General features: G+C 47.0%; 21 protein-coding genes. 1 reads left to right on the forward strand and 20 read right to left on the reverse strand.

The features are described 5' to 3' along the window. Position 1 precedes the first annotated feature (1 nt). The 5 genes from lspA to DWX43_RS03545 all read right to left on the reverse strand — a co-directional run bounded on the left by lspA (position 2) and on the right by DWX43_RS03545 (position 4107). Positions 2-526, reverse strand: coding sequence for a signal peptidase II (gene lspA, locus DWX43_RS03525; RefSeq protein WP_118618806.1), 525 nt, complete (start codon positions 524-526; stop codon positions 2-4). An 11-nt stretch (positions 527-537) separates the two neighbouring features. Then, the gene (locus tag DWX43_RS03530) at positions 538-1338 is read right to left on the reverse strand and encodes a YlmH/Sll1252 family protein (RefSeq protein WP_118618808.1); all 801 of its coding nucleotides are present in this window, start codon (positions 1336-1338) and stop codon (positions 538-540) included. Positions 1339-1376: 38 nt separating this feature from the next. Beyond that, a complete protein-coding gene (locus tag DWX43_RS03535) occupies positions 1377-1907 on the reverse strand; it encodes a cell division protein SepF (protein WP_109730375.1) in 531 nt (176 codons plus the stop codon). Between the two features lie 75 nt (positions 1908-1982). Then, entirely contained in the window at positions 1983-2675 is a 693-nt protein-coding gene (locus DWX43_RS03540; RefSeq protein WP_109730376.1) for a YggS family pyridoxal phosphate-dependent enzyme, read from the reverse strand. A gap of 49 nt (positions 2676-2724) precedes the next feature. Next, positions 2725-4107, reverse strand: a complete 1383-nt coding sequence (locus tag DWX43_RS03545; protein WP_181368608.1) for an HlyD family efflux transporter periplasmic adaptor subunit — start codon at positions 4105-4107, stop codon at positions 2725-2727. 119 nt (positions 4108-4226) lie between these two features. On the opposite strand from DWX43_RS03545, the gene DWX43_RS03550 reads away from it, so the two are divergent. Beyond that, entirely contained in the window at positions 4227-4430 is a 204-nt protein-coding gene (locus tag DWX43_RS03550; protein ID WP_109730377.1) for a DUF378 domain-containing protein, read from the forward strand. Between the two features lie 66 nt (positions 4431-4496). On the opposite strand, the gene DWX43_RS03555 is transcribed toward DWX43_RS03550, so the two are convergent. The 15 genes from DWX43_RS03555 to DWX43_RS03625 form a co-directional block, all read right to left on the reverse strand. Beyond that, positions 4497-5495 carry a hypothetical protein gene (locus DWX43_RS03555; protein WP_330582217.1) on the reverse strand — a complete coding sequence of 333 codons (999 nt, stop codon included), beginning with the start codon at positions 5493-5495 and terminating at the stop codon, positions 4497-4499. Beyond that, positions 5470-5874: a methylglyoxal synthase gene (locus DWX43_RS03560; protein ID WP_109730379.1), complete on the reverse strand. Its 405-nt coding sequence runs from the start codon at positions 5872-5874 to the stop codon at positions 5470-5472. Before DWX43_RS03560 ends, DWX43_RS03555 begins: the two co-directional genes overlap by 26 nt. A 15-nt stretch (positions 5875-5889) precedes the next feature. Next, complete coding sequence (locus DWX43_RS03565) at positions 5890-7032, reverse strand: FtsW/RodA/SpoVE family cell cycle protein (RefSeq protein WP_330405276.1); 1143 nt, start codon at positions 7030-7032, stop codon at positions 5890-5892. Further along, positions 7029-7238: a cell division topological specificity factor MinE gene (locus DWX43_RS03570; RefSeq protein WP_109730380.1), complete on the reverse strand. Its 210-nt coding sequence runs from the start codon at positions 7236-7238 to the stop codon at positions 7029-7031. Before DWX43_RS03570 ends, DWX43_RS03565 begins: the two co-directional genes overlap by 4 nt. A 13-nt stretch (positions 7239-7251) precedes the next feature. Continuing rightward, positions 7252-8043 carry a septum site-determining protein MinD gene (gene minD / locus DWX43_RS03575; RefSeq protein ID WP_109730381.1) on the reverse strand — a complete coding sequence of 264 codons (792 nt, stop codon included), beginning with the start codon at positions 8041-8043 and terminating at the stop codon, positions 7252-7254. Between the two features lie 35 nt (positions 8044-8078). Then, entirely contained in the window at positions 8079-8723 is a 645-nt protein-coding gene (locus DWX43_RS03580) for a septum site-determining protein MinC (RefSeq protein ID WP_109730382.1), read from the reverse strand. A gap of 40 nt (positions 8724-8763) precedes the next feature. Continuing rightward, on the reverse strand, positions 8764-11625 hold the full coding sequence (locus DWX43_RS03585; RefSeq protein WP_118618812.1) for a penicillin-binding transpeptidase domain-containing protein: 2862 nt from the start codon (positions 11623-11625) through the stop codon (positions 8764-8766). Continuing rightward, the gene (gene mreD / locus DWX43_RS03590) at positions 11618-12142 is read right to left on the reverse strand and encodes a rod shape-determining protein MreD (RefSeq protein WP_330405302.1); all 525 of its coding nucleotides are present in this window, start codon (positions 12140-12142) and stop codon (positions 11618-11620) included. The genes DWX43_RS03585 and mreD overlap by 8 nt, the downstream gene beginning before the upstream one ends. Positions 12143-12189: 47 nt before the next feature. Continuing rightward, positions 12190-13062, reverse strand: coding sequence for a rod shape-determining protein MreC (gene mreC, locus DWX43_RS03595; protein ID WP_109730385.1), 873 nt, complete (start codon positions 13060-13062; stop codon positions 12190-12192). A 1-nt stretch (position 13063) separates the two neighbouring features. After that, a complete protein-coding gene (locus DWX43_RS03600; protein ID WP_109730386.1) occupies positions 13064-14086 on the reverse strand; it encodes a rod shape-determining protein in 1023 nt (340 codons plus the stop codon). 38 nt (positions 14087-14124) lie between these two features. Beyond that, positions 14125-14802, reverse strand: coding sequence for a DNA repair protein RadC (gene radC / locus DWX43_RS03605; RefSeq protein WP_330582218.1), 678 nt, complete (start codon positions 14800-14802; stop codon positions 14125-14127). Between the two features lie 119 nt (positions 14803-14921). Further along, complete coding sequence (locus DWX43_RS03610) at positions 14922-16526, reverse strand: FAD-dependent protein (RefSeq protein WP_118618816.1); 1605 nt, start codon at positions 16524-16526, stop codon at positions 14922-14924. Continuing rightward, entirely contained in the window at positions 16513-17739 is a 1227-nt protein-coding gene (locus tag DWX43_RS03615; protein ID WP_109730389.1) for an NAD(P)/FAD-dependent oxidoreductase, read from the reverse strand. The genes DWX43_RS03610 and DWX43_RS03615 overlap by 14 nt, the downstream gene beginning before the upstream one ends. Before the next feature lie 33 nt (positions 17740-17772). Continuing rightward, positions 17773-18438, reverse strand: a complete 666-nt coding sequence (locus tag DWX43_RS03620) for a hypothetical protein (protein WP_118618818.1) — start codon at positions 18436-18438, stop codon at positions 17773-17775. 125 nt (positions 18439-18563) lie between these two features. Beyond that, positions 18564-19865 carry a methionine gamma-lyase family protein gene (locus tag DWX43_RS03625; protein WP_118618820.1) on the reverse strand — a complete coding sequence of 434 codons (1302 nt, stop codon included), beginning with the start codon at positions 19863-19865 and terminating at the stop codon, positions 18564-18566. Between the last annotated feature and the right edge of the window lie 14 nt (positions 19866-19879).

Genomic DNA, 19879 nt, shown 5'->3' on the forward strand with positions numbered 1-19879 from the left:
CTTAGTTCTGTCCCTTTCTTAATGAAAAACACTTTAACTCATCTTCTTTATAGTAGAACAGGATAGAGACTGCAAATAAAATGCATGATACGACTACATAGCAGTCCGCAACATTAAAAATCGGGAAATCAATGAGCTCAAAATAGAAAAAATCTACCACATAGTTCAGCCGCATGCGGTCTATAAGGTTGCCGAAGGCACCTGCACAGATTAAAACGGAACAGATGCGCAGGATATAGTATCTGCCTGTATGTGGCATTCTGCCGTATAAAAAGCCGATCAGGGCAACGATGATGACGGCCCCGGCAGCAAATAGTATCTGCCTGTCCTGCATAATGCCGAAAGCGGCACCGCGGTTTTCCAGATATTCCAGTTTGAATACCCCCTGCCAGATGACGAACGGGGGCTGGTCCTTCAGATGTGTGACTGCCAGCCACTTCGTAAGCTGATCCAGCACGACAAGAAGGATACAGCTGAAAATTGCAAGCAGATAGCTTTGAGTTAATTTCGTATTTTTATCTCTCATGGCTCTTCCTTTTATATATATTTATGGATCGTTACAAAAATCCGGTTCTTCTTCGTGCGCGATAAAGTCCCGATATACCGGAACTTTCCCATGCCCCTGACGGAAATGATATCTCCCTCTCTTACCTGATAGCTGTTTGTTGTCATCAGGCGTCCGTTTACGAATACTTTCGCCCCTTCGATGAGTCCGGTCAGCTTTGTCCTTGAAGAAGAAAACGCCAGTGCCAGCAGGCTGTCCAGCCTGACAGAGGCAACCGTGCCTTTCAGTTCCTCATAACGGGGTGAGTAATGACAGTCCTCTAAAGTAACCTCCTTTAAAAGCACGCCTGTATGGCGCACCCGGGTAAGTTCATCCTTTAGAAAAACGCATAAGGCAGACTGTATGAAAATGTAAGCCTGCTTTCCGTCTATTATAATATCTCCCAGTTTTGAGCGTTCAATCCCCAGATTCAGGATTGCCCCCAGGTAATCCCGGTGTGTCAGCTCCTCCGCATATTTATCATGCAGCGGTTCGATGGAAAGCACACAGAACGGAAAATTACAACTGTCCGGCAGCACCTCCTGTTCTTCCCCGGAATCGGATGTCCCACGCAAATAAAGAGCATCAGGTATAAATGCTGCCATCTGACGCTCTGCTAATTCATATCCGCCGAAAGTGATATACCTTGTATATAGTTGGTCTTTCGGAAGGGAATGTAGTATATTCAGTTCATTCAGATTCAGAAAATCCGAATATGTAATGATGTCACGGTGATAAGCTGTCTTTGACAGCTCAATCAGCCTTTTTTCCAATAACTGCTCTTCTTTTAACATATCAGAATAAACTGCTTCCTCTTAGTAACTGCTTATGATTAGTATCTGCCTCTTACATTTGCCGACTCCATAGAACCGCCCAGCAGATCCTGAAGATCACCGGAAATATCTACGTTCGTAGGTGTCACAAGGAAAATGTAATTAGAAATCTTCTGAAGGTTGCCGCTGATGGCAAATGTCGCACCGGAAATGAAATCTATGATACGCTGTGCAATCTCCAGATCCATACCTTCTAAGTTCAGGATTACGGTACGTCCTGCCAGCAGTGTTTCCGTGATTTCTCTGGAGTCATCCACGGATGCCGGTTTGACAACACAGACCTCCATGTTGGCGTTCCTTCTGGATGCAGGCTGGCGCATCGGCGTTACTTTATTGCCTGCCTGTGCATATTTCTTATCTTCCTGGATATCAAAATCGTCGTACTCATCTTTTCCTTTTTTATTAAACAGAGAACGGCGTGGTTTTTCATCAAAATCGTCATCATCAAATTCATCATCATAGATATCGTCATCATCATACTCATCGTCATTCAATTTCATGATGTCTAAAAATTTATCAAACACACCCATGTTTACACTCCTATCTTATGCCTTTTTCGTGCATAATTTATTTTTAAAGCACTTTCTGTTCCGGTATACTGATGCCTAAACGGCATAGTTCCTGGCACCAAAGATTCCGGTCCCAACGCGGACCATTGTCGCTCCTTCTTCGATTGCGACTTCATAATCATTGGTCATCCCCATTGAAAGTATGCTCACATTAACATTATCAATGTTTTTCATCCCAATGTCAACAGATAATTTATGTAAATTTGCGAAAATTGGGCGGTTTTCCTCGGGATTTTCAACAAAAGGCGCGATAGTCATAAGCCCGCATACGCGCAGATGTGGAAATGTGGCTATTTTTTCTACAAATGGAATTACTTCCTCAACTTTCAGTCCGAACTTACTTTCCTCCTCTGCCACGTTTACTTCGATGAGGACTCTGGCCGTGATATTACGTTTGGCAGCCTCCTTTTCAATCGTCTCTGCGAGCTTCAGGGTATCAACAGAATGGATCAGGTCCACTTTATCTATGATGTATTTTACTTTGTTCGTCTGAAGGTGTCCGATCATATGCCAGTGAATATCGTCAGGGAGGAGGCCGTGTTTCTCATCCAGTTCCTGCACTTTATTTTCACCAAAGACCCTCACTCCCAGCTCATAGGCTTCTTTTAAGACCGGCAGCGGCTTCGTCTTACTGACTGCAATCAGTGTCACCTCACTGCGGTCACGGCCGGACCTGTCACAGGCGGCCTGAATCTTTGCCTCTACTTCCATAAGCTGTTCTTTTAACATGTTCTTTCACTCCTTATTTGATGATATAGTTGTAACACAATTTCTAATTCTATTGAAAAACGACTTCCTCGTCATCGACTGTCTCACCGTCCTGCACGATATGGTCATAATTGTACAGTCCGTAGGAATCACCCTCCTGTACAATATAATATTCATCACTCTCACACAGTATCGTTACCTGTCTGAATACAGCGTAGCCCTTGTTGATGTTATAGACCCCTTTTAACGGCTCCGTCTTTGAAAGCTGGAGTGTCTCGGAGGAATCAGGGCGTACGAGGACGGTTCCTTTGTCAAATTCCGCGGGATTCAGGTATACCGTGCCGTCATCCGTTGTTTTATAGATATTCACAGTCTGGAAAACTGTGGACCCACCTCTTTTCTGTATCATAACCCCCGACGAAGAGCTGTTCCCTCCTGTCGTGATATAACTGTCGGGAACAGCATAAAAATCTTTATCCACGACAGCACTTTTCGGAATTTTCAGCCCACTTTCATCCTCGCGGATCAATTCAACGTTCAGGAATCTTTCACCGGCGTAGCGGATCATGGAATTGTCGTAATCCAGTTTCCCATAAAAGTCCCCGCCCTTTTTCAAAATGGAAAAATCCGCCCAGAGTGCTTCACTGTCCTTGTCAATCCGTGTCTTAATGTAGGTAACGTCAGAAAGCTCCGATGCGGTATCCTTTTCAAGCGGAACGATGATGGACCAGTTCTCGCTCGTGACAAGTTTATAGGCAGGATCGCCCTTCTTTACCTGTACGTTGTCCCCGCGGACGGTATGCTTATAGTTACTTCTGTCAAAGTCTGCCTTTTCAAAAGAATCCGCAGTCACGGATTCGTACCCGTCATAGCTCAACACAATAATACCATCTGCTGGTGTTGTGAAAATATCCGCACTGCCGCCGTTCTGGGCAATCACAGCGTCCATCTGCGCGGTCTTTGTCTGGTTGGACGCGTCCAGCAGGGCATTGTCGACCTCATTTTTCAGAGAATAAACAGAGGAAAACTTCTGCGGGTTGAAATTCTCATTAAAACTTTGTGTCTTGACAACCAGCGAGGTCATCTCGTCCGAACTTAAAGCAGCACCCTCTGAATCCGTATCCGCACTGTAGTTTAACTTACCCGTGGTGACGGCATAAATGTTTGTACCGGCCTTCACCTTGCTGTTCTCGTTTTGAAAATAATTAATATAACCCGTCTTTTCCGCATCCACTACGGTCTCGCTACGTATGACAAGCCCTGTGTATGAATTGTCTTTTAAAATACTGCCTTCGCGTACCTCATATATAGAGATTTTCTTGGAAGATGCATACATGATAATCGTAACTACGAGATAGATGAACACAATGGCAAATAAAAAAATACCGATATTCATCTCCCGCTTTCTTTTATATTTTTTGAGGCTTATGGAATTGTCTTTCTGTGATGCCAAATCTAACTCCTCCGTAAAATCTTTAATTTTATAACTTTAACAGTATAACATTTTTAAATGTATATTTCCAGTTTTTGTGGCAATAATAAGAGCATTGATATTGAAAAGGAGGAAATAATATGAAGTGGTTCGATAACACTGCTCTTACCATTGTGATTATTGGAGCGGTCAACTGGCTTCTGGTTGGCATTTTTCGATTTGATTTAGTAGCCTTTCTCTTTGGAAATTTAAGCTGGCTTTCCAGAATAATTTATACGATCGTTGGCCTTTGCGGCCTCTATCTGATCAGTCTTTTTGGCAGAATCAATAACATGTCAGAATAAATGAAAGAGAAAAAAAGCAGGATCTTATGATATCACATCTGGTATCATAAGGTTCTGCTTTTTGTTTTACTCGGTATCATAACTGCCGCCTGCTGCTCCTGCTGCAAGCAGATTCGTCATATCATCATAGAGGATCGTTTTGTCATCTGCACCCATAACGATCGATATGTAAGGATTATTTTCCAGATCCTGGGAATACAGGATGACACAGGACCCGGCCTCATCAGTCGTCCCTGTCTTGCCTCCGAAAATATTGACCCCGTAAGGCGCATACGCTTCCCCCAGGGAATAATAATTCGTCGGCAGCCACTGTTCTGTACGGTAAACACCGTCCGCCCCGGTCAGTTCCCCTGTATAGGAGGGCAGCGAGATAATATCCAGAAACCGCTGGTCCTTCACACATGCATTGAACATCAGGTACAGGTCATATGCAGTTGTGTAGTGATCTTCGTCCTGAAGTCCATGTGGGTTCACAAAATGTGTATTCGTGGCCCCGAGTGCTTTTGCTTCCCGGTTCATCATGGCGGCAAATTCTTCCACGCTTCCGGCGAGATGCTCGGCTATCGCCACGGCACAGTCGTTGCCGGAGTGCAGGACAAGGCCGCACAGTAAATCATAAAGACTGATCTGGTCACCGGTACGGAGGTTACAGGTCTGCTCATCTGCCGCAAAATCAGTCGCATTGCTGCTGACTGTCACAATGTCGTCGAGATTGCCGTATTTCAGTGTCAGATAGGCTGTCATAACCTTTGTCGTACTTGCAGGAAAAAGCTTCTCGTGGAGCTGGTATGCATACAGTACTTCCTCATCTTTCAGATCGAACAATCCCGCAGCATGGAGACTGGTATCCTCAGTGAACCCAGCCAGAGGGACATCCTTGTCAGTCACGCATAAATCCTCTGCGAACAGGCTTCCCTGGTACAGGTTCTTATCGTAATTCGAATGTTCATAGGCGGCTGCCTGGTCATATGATTGTCTGAAACCACAGCCGGTTGTAGTGAAAGCCAGAATCAGACAGACTGCAGCCCCCAATTTTCTTTTAGTTTTTGTTTTTATATATCTCACGCCAGTCAAGATCTCCCCTGTCTAATGCTAATATCAATGCTTCTGCTGTGGCAATATTTGTCGCGATCGGAATATTGTACATATCACACAGGCGTACAATGTCGTTGACATTCGGTTCATGTGAGCGCGGGGTCAGAGGATCACGGAAAAAAATCAGAAGGTCCATCTCATTATGTTCGATCTGTGCCCCGATCTGCTGGTTTCCGCCCAGATGCCCGGCAAGATATTTGTGGATATTCAGATTTGTCACGCTTTCAACCAGCATACCTGTGGTCTCTGTGGCAAACAGATGGTGCTTGCTCAATATCCCCCTGTAGGCGATACAGAAGTTCTGCATTAATTTCTTTTTGGCATCATGTGCCACTAATCCTATGTTCATAGCTGCTACTCTCCTCTACTGATATTTATTAGGCTGTAAACCTACATTGAGTACAAAACCAATTCCCATATAGAAACAGACAACAGACGTCATCCCGTAACTGACAAAAGGCAGGGAAATACCTGTATTCGGAAAAATCTGTGTAGCCACACTGATATTGATAAAAGTCTGTACCCCTATCAGTGTGGCAACCCCGCCGCATATCAGGCGCCCTCCGGTGTCTTTGGCCTTTACTCCTATTAGAATACATTCTATCACAATTAATAATAACAAAATTATGACGACACAACAACCCACAAATCCTAATTCTTCTCCGATAATCGCAAAAATAAAGTCTGTCTGGGGTTCGGAGATGAAATTTCCGTTTTTAACGGAGGTAGTCGTATTACTGTTGTACCCTTTTCCTGTCAGCTGCCCGGATCCAATGGCCATAACCGAATTAATCTGCTGGTAGGCTTCATCTGTGGCATACTTCTCCGGTTCCAGCCATGCAAGGATACGCTTCTGCTGGTAATCCTTCAAAAACGGCTGGTTGGGCTGCACGACAATACTTAAAAACAAAGCGGCAGTCGGAATTACAATAGCCAGTACAGTCCCAATGAACTTATAGCTTAACCCTGCCAGAAACAAAATGATGCAGAACAGTATGGCAAGGCAGATCGTATTGGACAGGTTAGGCTGTTTGTAGATTAGTATCAGCGACGGCAGCAGCAGGGCGACCGCCTGTATAATAGTCTTTTTATTGTTAATCGCCTGTTCCCGGTCCATATAGAACTTTGCGTAGAACAGGATCATAATGATCTTAGTCAGGTCGGATGGCTGAAATTGCACAAATCCCAGATTCAGCCATCTCGTTGCTCCATTTACTTCTTCACCGAAAAAATGCACGGCCAGAAGCAGGACGATATTTAATCCGTACAAGGGCCAGTACCAGTTCATTACCCATTTGTAATCAATAAGTGAGATGACAACCATAGCAATCGTGCCAAGTATGACTCCGAGTGCCTGCTTCCCCTGTACAGACGCCTGTGCACTTCCCACTACAAAAATTCCAATGATGGAGATCGCAGTTACAAGTGCAACGAGGCTGAATTTATAATCTCTTAAGTGATACCTTTGTTTGATATTCAGAAAATGAAGTTTCAATTGAAGTTTCAATAGTTTTCTCCTGTTATCTTTATATGTATATCTGAATGTGTTATCTTTATGTGGAAATCTTCGGGCTTAACCTCCAGGTATTTTGATACCGTGTGGTATATATCTGAAGAGAACTTTTCAGCCGTCTCGGGTGTACACTGCATTCTGTCTGCCATAAGCAGAGTTTTCAATCTTTCTTTTGCAACGTGAACAGAAGGTACACTCATATAAGTTTCCCTCCTAATTCTTTTTAAATAGGCTGGAGAACTTTGCAAAGAATCCTTCCGGCTTGCTAAAATCTGTGATCGGGATGTCATCACCTAAGATTCTTCTGCATACATTTAAATATGCCTGTCCGGACATACAGTCTGTGCCGACGATTGGTTCACCCTGATTCGTTGCGATGACTACCTGCTCATCATCCGGAATGACGCCAAGCAGGTTGATTGCGAGGATTTCCGTGACATCCTCCACAGACATCATGTCCCCCCGCTTTACCATGTCCACCCTGAGGCGGTTAATAATCAGGTCGTTATTCTTGATGCCGTGTGTCTCTAAAAGTCCGATGATGCGGTCTGCATCACGGATGGCTGATACTTCCGGTGTCGTAACGATGATGGCCCTGTCTGCCCCGGCGACCGCATTCTCGAATCCCTGTTCGATACCGGCCGGACAGTCCAGAAGTATGTAATCAAATTCATCTTTCAGATCCGCGATGAGCTTGCGCATCTGTTCCGGAGAAACGGCTGTCTTGTCCTTCGTCTGTGCAGACGGGAGCAGGTATAATTCAGGAAACCTTTTATCTTTGATCAGCGCCTGTTTCAGGCGGCAGCTGCCTTCTATCACATCAACCAGATTATAGACGATCCGGTTTTCCAGTCCCATGACAACATCCAGGTTACGAAGCCCTAAGTCTGTGTCAATGACGATTACCTTCTTGTCCATCTGCGATAAACCGATTCCTATATTTGCTGTCGTAGTCGTCTTCCCGACTCCGCCTTTTCCCGATGTAATGACAATAACTTCTCCCATGTTTTTCTTCCTCCTACAACTTCTTATTCTAAAGATTAGTCTACAAGCGGATCCAGATAGATCCGGCGTCCGTCTACAACGGCTATCTTAGGCCCCCTGATATTGAGGCTTTCCTGATAGATCACCTGACGTTTTGCTTCGATGTCGCCAATTCGAAGTTGTTTGGGCTGCATGGAAAGGGCTACGATAAACGCGTCCCTGTTCCCTGACGCACCCGCATGGACGGAACCTGACAGAGAACCAACAATGACAACATTTCCTTTGGCAATCACCCTGGCGCCGAGCTCCACATCACCCAGTATGATGATACTTGAATCGGATTCCAGCACTTGTCTTTTGCTTAATGTACCTCTGTAGAACTGCCCTTCCCGTTTTTGGATATTGGTGAGCGTATTTTCCACAATGCTTTTGTATGTCATCTCATTGGTTTCATCGCGGTCTATGATACATACGATATCAATTCCCGTGATTTCAGCAATCAGGCCCAGAATTGTCTGTTCTTCCTGGTCAGACAGCTTACGGTCTAAAAATGTAACTGCCATCTTCGCCCCCTCAAAGAATTTTGCAGAATCTTTGAATTTGGCGGCGACACTTTCCAGAAGTACCTCAAAGGATACCTCCGGATTCAGGTGAACTTCGATACCATACCGGTTGCTTTTAATTGTTACCAGCCTGTCCATGTATATTCACATCCTTTATAAATAGTTCAGCCTGCAGGTATTAGTCACCTGCAATCGCTGTGCCAAGCTGTGCAGCAGAACCTGTGATTAATTCGTCTTTGTCGGCAAGCTTGAAGTTTGCCCTTACGATATCTCTGCCTATTTCTGCGGCATAGGATGAGCTGTAACCGTTCGCAATACGCACTGCCACTGCAATCTCGGGATCCTCTGCCGGTGCAAATCCAACAAACAGGCCGTGGTCCGGGTGTACCGCACTCTGCTGTGCAGTACCGGTCTTGCCGGCCATCTGGATCCCCAAATTTGTAAAGCTTGAATTATTTGCTACCATGGCGATCATACCCTGGTGCACCAGATCCCATGTCTCCGCGCTTACATTCTCTATCTTGTTGGCGGCAACAGGTTCGTACTGCTTGATGATCTTGCCGTTTACATCCGTAGTCTTGTTCAGAAGCGTCAGGTTGTATACCGTGCCTTTGTTTGCTACTGTCGAAACATAACGGTTGAGCTGGCTGACTGTAAAGTTATTCGTACCCTGTCCGATCGCACTCTGTACGGCATATTCATCCGAAATCTGCGGTTCTGACTCCGGAATCTCGATCCCGGACTTTTCACCAAGGCCGAATTCCTTCGCATATTTGGCAAGCTTCTCGATTCCGGCGTCGCTGTCATAGTTCCCCTCTGCGTCAAGGCCAAGGTCATAGCCGACTTCATAGAAGAAGACGTTACAGGATTCATTCAGAGCACCGACCACATCCAGTCCCCCGTGTCCGTAGATATTCCAGCATTTCGGACTCGGTGTAACCTTGTCGAATTCACCTGTACAGGTGATGAAAGACCCGCTGTTTATGACCCCTTCTGTCAGGCCGGCCACCGCGGAAACCATCTTGTAGGTAGAACCGGGCGCCGTTGTCTCCTGTGTGGCATTATTGTAAAACGGGCGGGAAAGTCCGGTTACCAGCTGGTTGTAGTAACTGGAATCCATTGTGTTTGCAAGCCTGTTATTGTCATATCCGGGATAGGATACACAGGCCAGTACTTCCCCGGTATCCGGGTCACTGACCACGGCAGAGCCTGTACAAGGTTCCAGCGCCAGCTGCCCCGGGGTAATCTCAAGACTCTGTATTTTCTGGTACAGCCATGTGTAGGAATCTACACTGCCATCGATCAACCCCTTGTAAGCCCCCTCATCCATAGGCAGGACTCCCTGCTCATATACCATGGCGCAAATCTGTCCGCCACTGATACCCCCTGATTTTATAAGATATTTGTAGAGAAGTTTGTCGAAATTAACATCCGAATCTAAATAATTTTGTAAAAATGTTAAAATTCCCTGGTAAATTTCGGCGGAATCAGAGTATTTCTCTTCTGAAATGTAATCAGAGAGCTTGGAAGTATCGATCCAGTTCTTGGAAATCGCGTAATTCAGGTACTTATTGATACTGATTGTTTCATCCTTAGTCCACTGTTTGTAGACTTCGTCATTCGTGTCAATGGCATCCGGCATCAGGATTCCGGTATCGGTCTGGAGCACATTGATGGAAATGTAGTCCATGAATGCCTTCATCTCATCTGACAGCGACTCATAAGAGCCGGCCTTGCTGTTGTTCATTTCATTGATGATCTCCGTGATTGCGGACTTCTTCCTCTCCGTGAAAGTGCTGTATACCTGTTTCTCCACCGGTTTCGCATCGTCCGCACCGAAATGGCTCTCATCAATGATCTCGTTGGCAATAAAAGAATTATAGGCGTCGTCGACCGGGATGATGATCTCACTTGCATCGGACGTCTTACTCGGGTCATAATTCATGACATTGCGAAGCTTCGCGAGGACGATTCCGGCCAGTTTCTCTTCCAGAAGCTGGTAGGTCTGCTCCTGCAGGTCTTTATCAATAGTCAGGTAGACATCATTGCCCGCCTCAGGCTCTTTATTGCTGACAGTATCCGTTACCTTTCCGACACTGTCCACATAATACTGTGTCTCACCTTTTGTCCCCTGAAGGACCTCATCCATCGTCTGTTCCAGTCCGGCTTTTCCGACAATATCCGTCTGGGAGTACTTTTCTTTCTGGTCTTTGTCCAGTTTGTTGTATTCTTCCTGTGAGATTTTGCCCGTATAACCGATGATGGAGGCAAAATACTTGCTGTCCGTGTAACGGCGCATGGAATCGGCCACGACATCGACGCCCTCGAGCCTGTCCATATTCTCCATAATCGCAGCAACCGTTTCATCACTGACATCGGTCGCAAGTGTAGTCGGGATGAATTTCTGGAAACTGTTAAGGCCTATGGCATATCTGAGATTTACCATCTTCAGGATATATGGCTTCTCCAGTTTTTTCACGTCCAGCCCGTAACCGTAAGTCTTGTCTGTACACAGATAATTGATGATGTCTTCCGCACTGGATGCGCGCTGTTTTTCCGTCAGCTCATCAATGGTCTTCAGGCCATATACGTCGGCGATAAAACGCAGTTTGAGCGTTTCGTTCGTCTGGGAGAATTCATAATTTCCCGCAGAATCCAGAACTACACCGAAATCACTGATTACAGAATCTCCGTTTGATTCCACGATGGTTATAATCTCATCCAGAATGCCGTTAATGATCTCGTTCTTTTCTTTTCTTGTATCGGCCGTTATGTTATCTTCTATAGTCACGGTATAAGCCAGCTCATTATAAGCCAGCAGGTTCCCGTTGCGGTCATAAATTTTCCCGCGTGTTCCGGCGGTTTCTCTTGTTTTTCGAATCTGCAGCTTATAGTTGTCCAGATAATCCTGCCCCTTTACGATCTGCAGGTAAAATACCCGGTTGATCAGTACTGCAAACATAACGCAGAACACAAGGATTAAAACAAAAAGCCGTGATTTTACGATTCGATATACTGCATCTTTCATTCGCTCAAACAAATTTACTTGCACTCCTTTTTTCTTCTGCTTCCAGTTTATGGTTCAAAAATAGAATCAGTGGATACAATCCGAGGGCGATCACAATTGTGTAGATCAGTTCAGGGATGATATTATGACTCAGGTAATAGATAAAATTAAACTCACTGCGCAGCATGAACATCAAAAGATAGATGACCAGCCCGTAAAGGAACTCACTTGCTGCAATCAGGACCAGCGGCAGTTTGATGTCTTCGTCGTAGTACACCTGCTGGAACAGGCTGTTGCCAAATCCGATCAGCAGATAGATCAGGGCATAAAAGCCAAGGATAGATCCAAACTGTATATCAATCATCAGGCCGGAGAAAAAACCTGCCAGCATTCCTTCTTTTGGACCTCTCATAAAGCCGAATGCCGCGGTAACGATAATCATGAGGTTGGGCTTTATGGATGCAAGTGCCAGATGAGGAAACAGGGTGCACTGAAGCAGGTAGCATATAATTACGATCGCCGCAGTCACACCGATTCTTTTCGCCTTCATTTTTTTCACAGGTTCGTATTCTCCTTTCTTTTTGGATTTCCGTACATTTACTTCCCTTTCTCGTCTTTGCCGGTCAGGTCGGCTTTGGTTGTTGTGATGACCAGTACTTCCTGCAGATTCTTAAAATCCACAACCGGGGTGATGTAACCAGAACGTGTCAGGTTGTTGGAATCTACGGAGATCTCGCTGATATAACCAATCAGGATGCCCTGCAGATATTTGTCACTGATGTGGGAGGTGACGATCTGGTCCCCGACCTGCACCTTATTCTCATTATTCTCCATCTCTTCGAAACGGATCTTGCCTTCATTGATCAGGGACAGGTCCCCCCGGACCATACACCTGTCAGAGGAAGTAAGCGTCATTCCACTGACATTGCTCGAATCATCAATAATAGAGCGGACGGTTGACCATGTTGGCGCGACTTTCGTGACAATACCGACAAGGCCGCTCCCGGCCATGACATTCATATCAACCTTGATGCCGTCGCGGCTTCCTTTATCAATCGTAAATGTACTGAACCAGTTCCCGGAATCCTTACTGATAACATGTGCACCTGTCTTTTCATAATCCGCATAGTTCTGGTCCAGCTTATATAAGGCCTGGAGCCTTTCCAGCTCATACTTTTCTTCCTGCAGGTTATTATTCTCCGTGATCAGTTCATCCACCTTGGTCTGAAGTGCCTTGTTCTCCTTCCGGACTTCCTGCAGCGTATCAAAATTATCACTGATATCGCCGAGCCACGTGCCGACCTGGTTGATTCCCTTCTGCATCGGGATGATTGTTACACTGGCGATTCCATTGAAAGGGGCCGCTGCTTTGTCATAGAATAAGGACAGCACCATCAAAAGGATGCAGAAAAGACTAAGTCCCACAAGGTAGTATTTACTTTTCGAAGAGGTTTGATTTTTCTTTTTCATATTATCTCAGCCACCTATAATCTTCATCTAACATAGAATATGTTAACTTTTTATAATCTTTGTTCAATATAATCTGTTTGAGCCCTCTCACCGCACAAAGTTCAGGATCAGGCAGAGTCGTCACCTTAAGGCCGGTGCTTTCCTCCAGATATGTAGAAAGACCTTTCAGGCCTGCAAGCCCGCCGGTCAGGTAAATTCCCTTCTCGTCAATCCCCCTGCGTACATCAGGCGGCGTACGGTCGAGCAGTGCTTTGATGGAACGCACACATTCTGCAAGTGGTTCCTTCATGGCAGCCCTGATTATGCCGATCGGGATATCCTCCTGCTGGGGGACCCCGGTGAGCAGGTTCCTTCCCGCCACCTTGAGGGTTGCATCGCCTTCCTGATCAAACACACCGAATTCCTTTCGCAGTGCCTCGGCCGTCAGGCGTCCGATCAGAAAGTCCAGATTGTGCCTGACAAGATTGGCGATCGCCGCATCCATATGGACCCCGCCTATCTTTATAAGCCGGTTCAGCACCATGCCGCCCGACGCCAGAACGGATAACTCTGTTGTCTCCCCGCCGAAATTAGCGATAAAGATCCCCTTTTCATTCCAGATATCAATCCCCATGCCCACGGCATCCGCTATCCCGCGTTCCACAATGCGGACCGATTTGGCCTTTGCCGTAGAATGGAAGACGAGGTCATAGAAGGCTTTCTTCTCTACTTCTGTCACATCCGTTGGAACGGCGATGACATATTCCGCCCCCCTTGAGAACTGGCGGTCCATGCCCAGCAGATTCTGAAGCAGGTACTGCATATCGTCAAAATGGGCGATCACACCGTTCTTCATCGGAAAAACAACCTGTATATTGGCCGGTGCCTTTTCATACATCGCGAAAGCCTCATCCCCGACAGAAAAGATATACTTCTTGTCCTGCATCGCAATGACATTCTTCGCTTTCCATAATTTATCTTTCTTTTTATCAAATACCTTAATCTCATAAGTGCCGAGATCGAGGCCATACACATTCCTAGCCATGCTGCATTTAATCCCCTTTTATGTCACTTAGATCTGTCCTATATCAGCTTTTTTTCCCTCATGCTGACATAACAGTTATTCCCGATTATAATATGGTCCAAAAGTTCGATCCCGATCAGCATGCCTGCCTCCTGTATCCTCTTCGTAATCAGAATATCGTCTCTGCTTGGAGCTGGGTCGCCGCTTGGATGGTTATGGAGCAGAATGATAGAAACGGCATTCTTCTGAAGCGCCTCCACAAACAGTTCGCGTGGCGAAATCACAGCCGAATTGACGGTACCTTTGGAAATATCGGTCTCCCCAATGAGCCTTGTTTTCGTATTGAGCAGCAGAAGTTTCATGCTTTCCTGCCTGCCGTGCCTCATATCTTCCATATAATATTGTGCGATGGAAGACGGAGTGGAAAAATTAAGCCCTGTCTGTGCCGTGGCCTTGGAGAGTCTCTTTGCCAGCTCGGACAGACATAAGATCTGGACGGCCTTTACTTTACCGATCCCCTTGACCCGCAAAAGCTGTTCCAGTGTCCACTGATGGATATTTAAGATTCCTTCCTGAGAGAAAACCGGGTGCAGGAGCTTCTCTGCAAGACTTAAGGAAGTCTCTCCCCTTGTGCCGGTACGCAGCAAAACAGCCAGTAATTCAATATCCGTTAAATTACTCGCCCCAAACCTCGCGCACTTCTCGTAAGGCCTCTCTTCTTCCATCATCTGTTTCATTGTACTGTTCTCTTTCATTACATCATTCCCGACTGCGATGATTACAATACAATGACTTATTTTAGCATAAATTAAAATTCATGTATAGGTCTGCATTCTTAAAATTTTGTGAAGACAGTCTATTTAGGCCTGTATTTCAGGATGACAGCCTCCGCTGTTTTTATGCCGTCCATAGCCGCGGAAGTGATGCCCCCGGCGTATCCGGCGCCTTCCCCGCAGGGATAAACCCCGGGGATATTACTCTCAAACTCTTCGTTTCTGAATATTTTTACCGGTGAAGATGTACGGCTTTCCACACCGGAAAGTACGGCATCCTCTCTGGCAAACCCGTGAATCTTGTGGTCCATGAGCCGGATTCCTTCCTCCAGGGAGTCCCCGAGGCCTTCAGGGAAAATGGCACGCACATTGGCGGGTACAAAGGCCCCCTTGATCTGGGGTTTTACATCCCCGAACTGGTCAGACACCTGATTCGCACAGAAATCCTTAAAACACTGTACAGGCACCCTGCCTTGTCCCTGTTCCCATGCACGCTCCTCCAGCATGCGTTGGAACCGGATACCGGCCAGTGGATGTGCACTGCCGTAATCCTCAGGTGTAACCGTAACAATGACGGCACTGTTTGCATTGACCCCGCCGCGGTCATTGTAACTCATTCCATTTACCGCCAGACGGCCTTCCTCCGAGGAGGCATTGACCACATAACCACCCGGGCACATGCAGAAGGTATAGGCACCGCGGCCGTTTTCCAGCTTGGCCGTCAGTTTGTAGGAAGCGGCAGGGAGTTCCCCGGCTGCCTCTTTTCCGTACTGGCACACATTCATCATGGCCTGCGGATGCTCGATACGCACCCCGACGGCAAAAGATTTCGCCTGCATGTCCAACTGCTTTTCATACAGCATGTGGAAGGTATCTCTCGCACTGTGTCCGACAGCCAGTATGAGAAGCTCCGTTTCGAGATATTCTTCTTGATTTACGATGATTCCTTTGAGCACCGGGTGGCCGTTCTGTGTATCTGGTTTCAGGTCCAGATCCGTGAGCTGCGTGTGGAAACGGATTTCTCCACCCATCGCTTCGATGCTCTGCCTCATACTCTTTACAACGTGGATTAAGATGTCCGTCCCGATATGTGGTTTCTGTTCATACAGGATACTTTCAGGTGCGCCGTGTGCCACGAATGTCTCGAGTACGAAACGGCCCCTTCCCTTTGCATCTTTTACAAGGGTGTTGAGCTTTCCATCCGAAAACGTCCCCGCGCCGCCTTCCCCGAACTGTACATTGGAAGAAAGGTTCAGCCGTCCGCTTTTCCAGAATTCCTCCACATCCTGCATGCGCTCATCCACACTGCCGCCCCGCTCCAGAATCAGAGGCCTGTACCCCGCTTTGGCGAGCAGGTATCCGCAGAACAGGCCCGCAGGCCCGCTCCCTGCAATGACCGGGCGCGAATGCAGTGATAATTCCCCACAGGAAGGTATCTCGTAGTCCTGTCTTACGACCTTAAGCACCTGCTTCTTCATTTTCCGGAGAATACTGCTCTCCTGCTTTACTTTCACATCAATCGTATACGAGAAAAAGATGTCCGGCTTTTTCCGGGCATCAATGGACTGTTTTTGTATCTGGTAATCTAATAATGCATCCTTTTTTATATGGAGGTATTTTAAAATCTTATCCTCCAGTTCCTCCCGGGAATGCCCGGGACGCAGTTTGATCTGGTTAATCCTGAGCATGAGCTGCCTCCTTTCCCGTGAGATATCCGCTGGACCATGCCCACTGCAGGTTATAACCGCCGCAGACCGCATCCACATCCAGTATCTCCCCTGCAAAATACAGACCTTTCACATACAGTGATTCCAGAGTATCCGGGTTTACCTCTTTCGTATCCACCCCGCCTCTGCATACCTGGGCATGTTCAAACGAATTGGTTTCTGTGACTTCTGTACGGAAGTTCTGGATCAGTTCTGCCAGTTCCGAAATCTCCCTGTCATTTAAGTCCCCTGCCTTTCTGCCACGGTCGATACGCGCAAGTTTCAGCCAGAGGTCCGAGAGTTTCTTATGGAACAGGCCGGTGAAAAATTCTTCCATTGTCTTTTGCGGCCGTGTGGAAATTCTTGTTTTCAGGAAAGCGAGGAACTGCTTTTGTGTAAAGTCTGGCATAAAATTCAAAACTGCCTCTACTTTTTTCTTTTCATACAGGCCGATAGCCGCATAACGGCTCACCTGAAAGACCGGGATTCCAGAGATTCCGTAATTGGCAAGCTGGATTTCCCCGGTGTCCCTCGCCTGACATTCTCCATCTGTATAGATGCTGACCTGTCCGTTCACCCTGACCCCTGCGATACTTTTATAGTATTTCTCCCTGCATTTTAGCTGCACGAGGGACGGGAGCACCGGGATCAGGTGGTGTCCAAGTTTTTTAGCCAGCGTATAACCAGAACCGTCGGAACCGGACGCGGGTGCCGCCTTGGACCCGGCAGCAAGGATCACTTTATCTGCTGTAAACTCTCCCTGATCTGTATGGATCCGGAATTTCTTTTTCCCGGGGATGATCTCCTGACATTCGGCCCCGGTGATAACGTGCACGCCTAACCGCGCGGCCTCCATCCTGAGTACATCCAGTACAGCAGATGCCTGATCCGAATGTGGGTAAAGGTACCCGTTCCTGTTTTTCGAATAGATTCCCAGCTTCAGGAAAAAAGCGATGGTCTGCTGGGCGTTGAACTTCTCCACAATATGCCAGGGAAACATCATATTTTCGGAATGATAATAGATGGGTTCCTGTGCCAGATTTGTGAAATTGCACCGTCCGTTTCCGGTTGATAAGATTTTCCTGCCGACTTTGTCTTTATGTTCCAGAATAAAGACTTCCGCCCCTTCAGAAGCGGCAGTGACGGCTGCCATCAGGCCGGATGCACCGCCGCCGATTACTGCGATTTTTCTCATATGTGCCTCCTTACGTTTTTGCTGCTTTGTTTGTCAGGCCAGATATTCTGTTAATATCAGCCGTATCGCTTCTTTTTTCTGCTCAGATAAAGTCTCCTCATCCTGAACCGCCGCATAAGGAACAGGCTGTCCCGCGGATTCCCGTCTTTTCTGGCGAGGTGGTTCCTCCGTCTGCTTCTCCTTTAGGAAACGGTGTGCGTATACATTATCCAGATAATCAGCCAGATAGGTTTCCACGCCTTTTATTTTATAAGCCTCATCCGAGAGCTGTGAGATGACGGAAATTGTAATCATTTCTGCCGCCCCGACAGCTAAATACTGGAACATGCCCTCACAGAAGCCATGTGCCATATAGTGGGTGGCAGCCCCCAGCACTGCCAGAATTCCGGAAAACCAGACCGTCTGTGTCTCCAGCTGCCGCCATGTATGTATCCTGAACAGAAATCCCCGGTATTCGTACAGGTATTTCCGGATAAATGCAAGGATATTACTGACGGGACCGTACGTCCTGTATGCATGTCCATATTCAGAGAGAATACGTTCCATCAGCCGGTGCCTGCTTTTAGACAGATTTCCCGCCGCTTTTACCAGACGGTGAAGGGTAAGATGGTTTATGATCTTTGAGAGAATCCCGATGACGCCCACGGCAGCCATGAGATAAAAAATGATATTTGTGTCAGCAATTACATTGTACAACATAAAAGACCTCCTGTGTTTCAAATGATGTCAACCTAGTTTTCTATATGAGCCTATTATAGCCCAACACGGCAGGTCTTTCCTCATAAATCGTTCTACATAATATGCTAAAATACGTGGGATGAATGTCAGTTTTCCAGAGACTTTGCGGAAACAATGCCTGCATCCACAAGGTTCTGGAGGGATTTCAGGATGCCGAGCTTCGCATGAGGCCATGTCAGCCCGCCCTGAAAATATACAGCGTAAGGCGGCTTGATTGGTCCGTCGGCGCTCAATTCGATGGATGATCCCTGCACGAATGCACCGGCTGCCATGATGACGTCACTGTCATACCCCGGCATTGCCCAGGGCTCGGGAGTCACGTAGCTGTCTACCGGCGCCGCGGCCTGAATCCCCTTGCAAAATGCAATCACACCCTCAGGGGTCCCGAGTTCAACCGCCTGTATGATGTCATGGCGGCTTTCATTTCCGTCCGGTATGACTCCAAAGCCCAGCTTCTCATAAATATTTGCCGCAAACACAGCGCCTTTTATCGCACTGCACACGACAGTCGGGGCGAGGAAGAAGCCCTGGTAAAAGGACTGCATAACGCCCAGAGAGGCTCCTACTTCTTTCCCGAGTCCCGGGGAAGTCAGGCGGTAAGCGCAGTTTTCAATCAGGTCTTCTCTTCCTGCAATATATCCGCCGATCGGGGCCAGTCCGCCGCCCGGATTTTTGATCAGGGAACCAACGATCATGTCCGCACCTACATCACTCGGCTCCCTTGTCTCGACAAATTCACCGTAGCAGTTGTCAACCATACAGATCACATCCGGTTTGATGCTCTTTACAAATGCAATCAGCTCACCGATTTTCTCCACGGAATAGCTGGGGCGGGTCTGATACCCTTTGGAACGCTGGATCGTGACCAGCTTCGTTTTTTCATTGATTGCTTCCCGGATTGCGGGATAATCGAAGTACCCATCCTCCAGAAGTTCCACCTGGCGGTATGTAATGCCATACTCTGCCAGTGAGCCTTTGGACGGACGGATTCCTATCACTTCTTCCAGTGTGTCGTAAGGCTTTCCGACCGGGGAGAGCAGCTCATCGCCCGGACGCAGGTTTGCAGCGAGGGCGAGTGCCAGTGCATGGGTGCCGCATGTAATCTGCGGACGTACAAGGGCGGACTCGGTGTGGAAGGCGCTGGCATAGACGGCTTCCAGTGTATCTCTTCCCATATCGTTATATCCGTATCCACTTGCGTACTGGAAACACCCTTCACTGACACGGTTTTCCTGCATCGCATGGAGGACCTTCAGCTGATTATATTCAGCGGTTTCATCGAAAATTTTGAAACGTTCGGAGAGTTCATCCTCGATTCTTAATCCAAATTCCAGAGTTTCCTGTTTGATTCCTAATTTTTTGTATATCTGACTGATTTCTGAATTCATTTATCTAACCTCTA

It is taken from the genome of Clostridium sp. AF19-22AC (genome assembly GCF_003479085.1).
Lineage (GTDB): Bacteria > Bacillota > Clostridia > Lachnospirales > Lachnospiraceae > Faecalicatena_A > Faecalicatena_A orotica.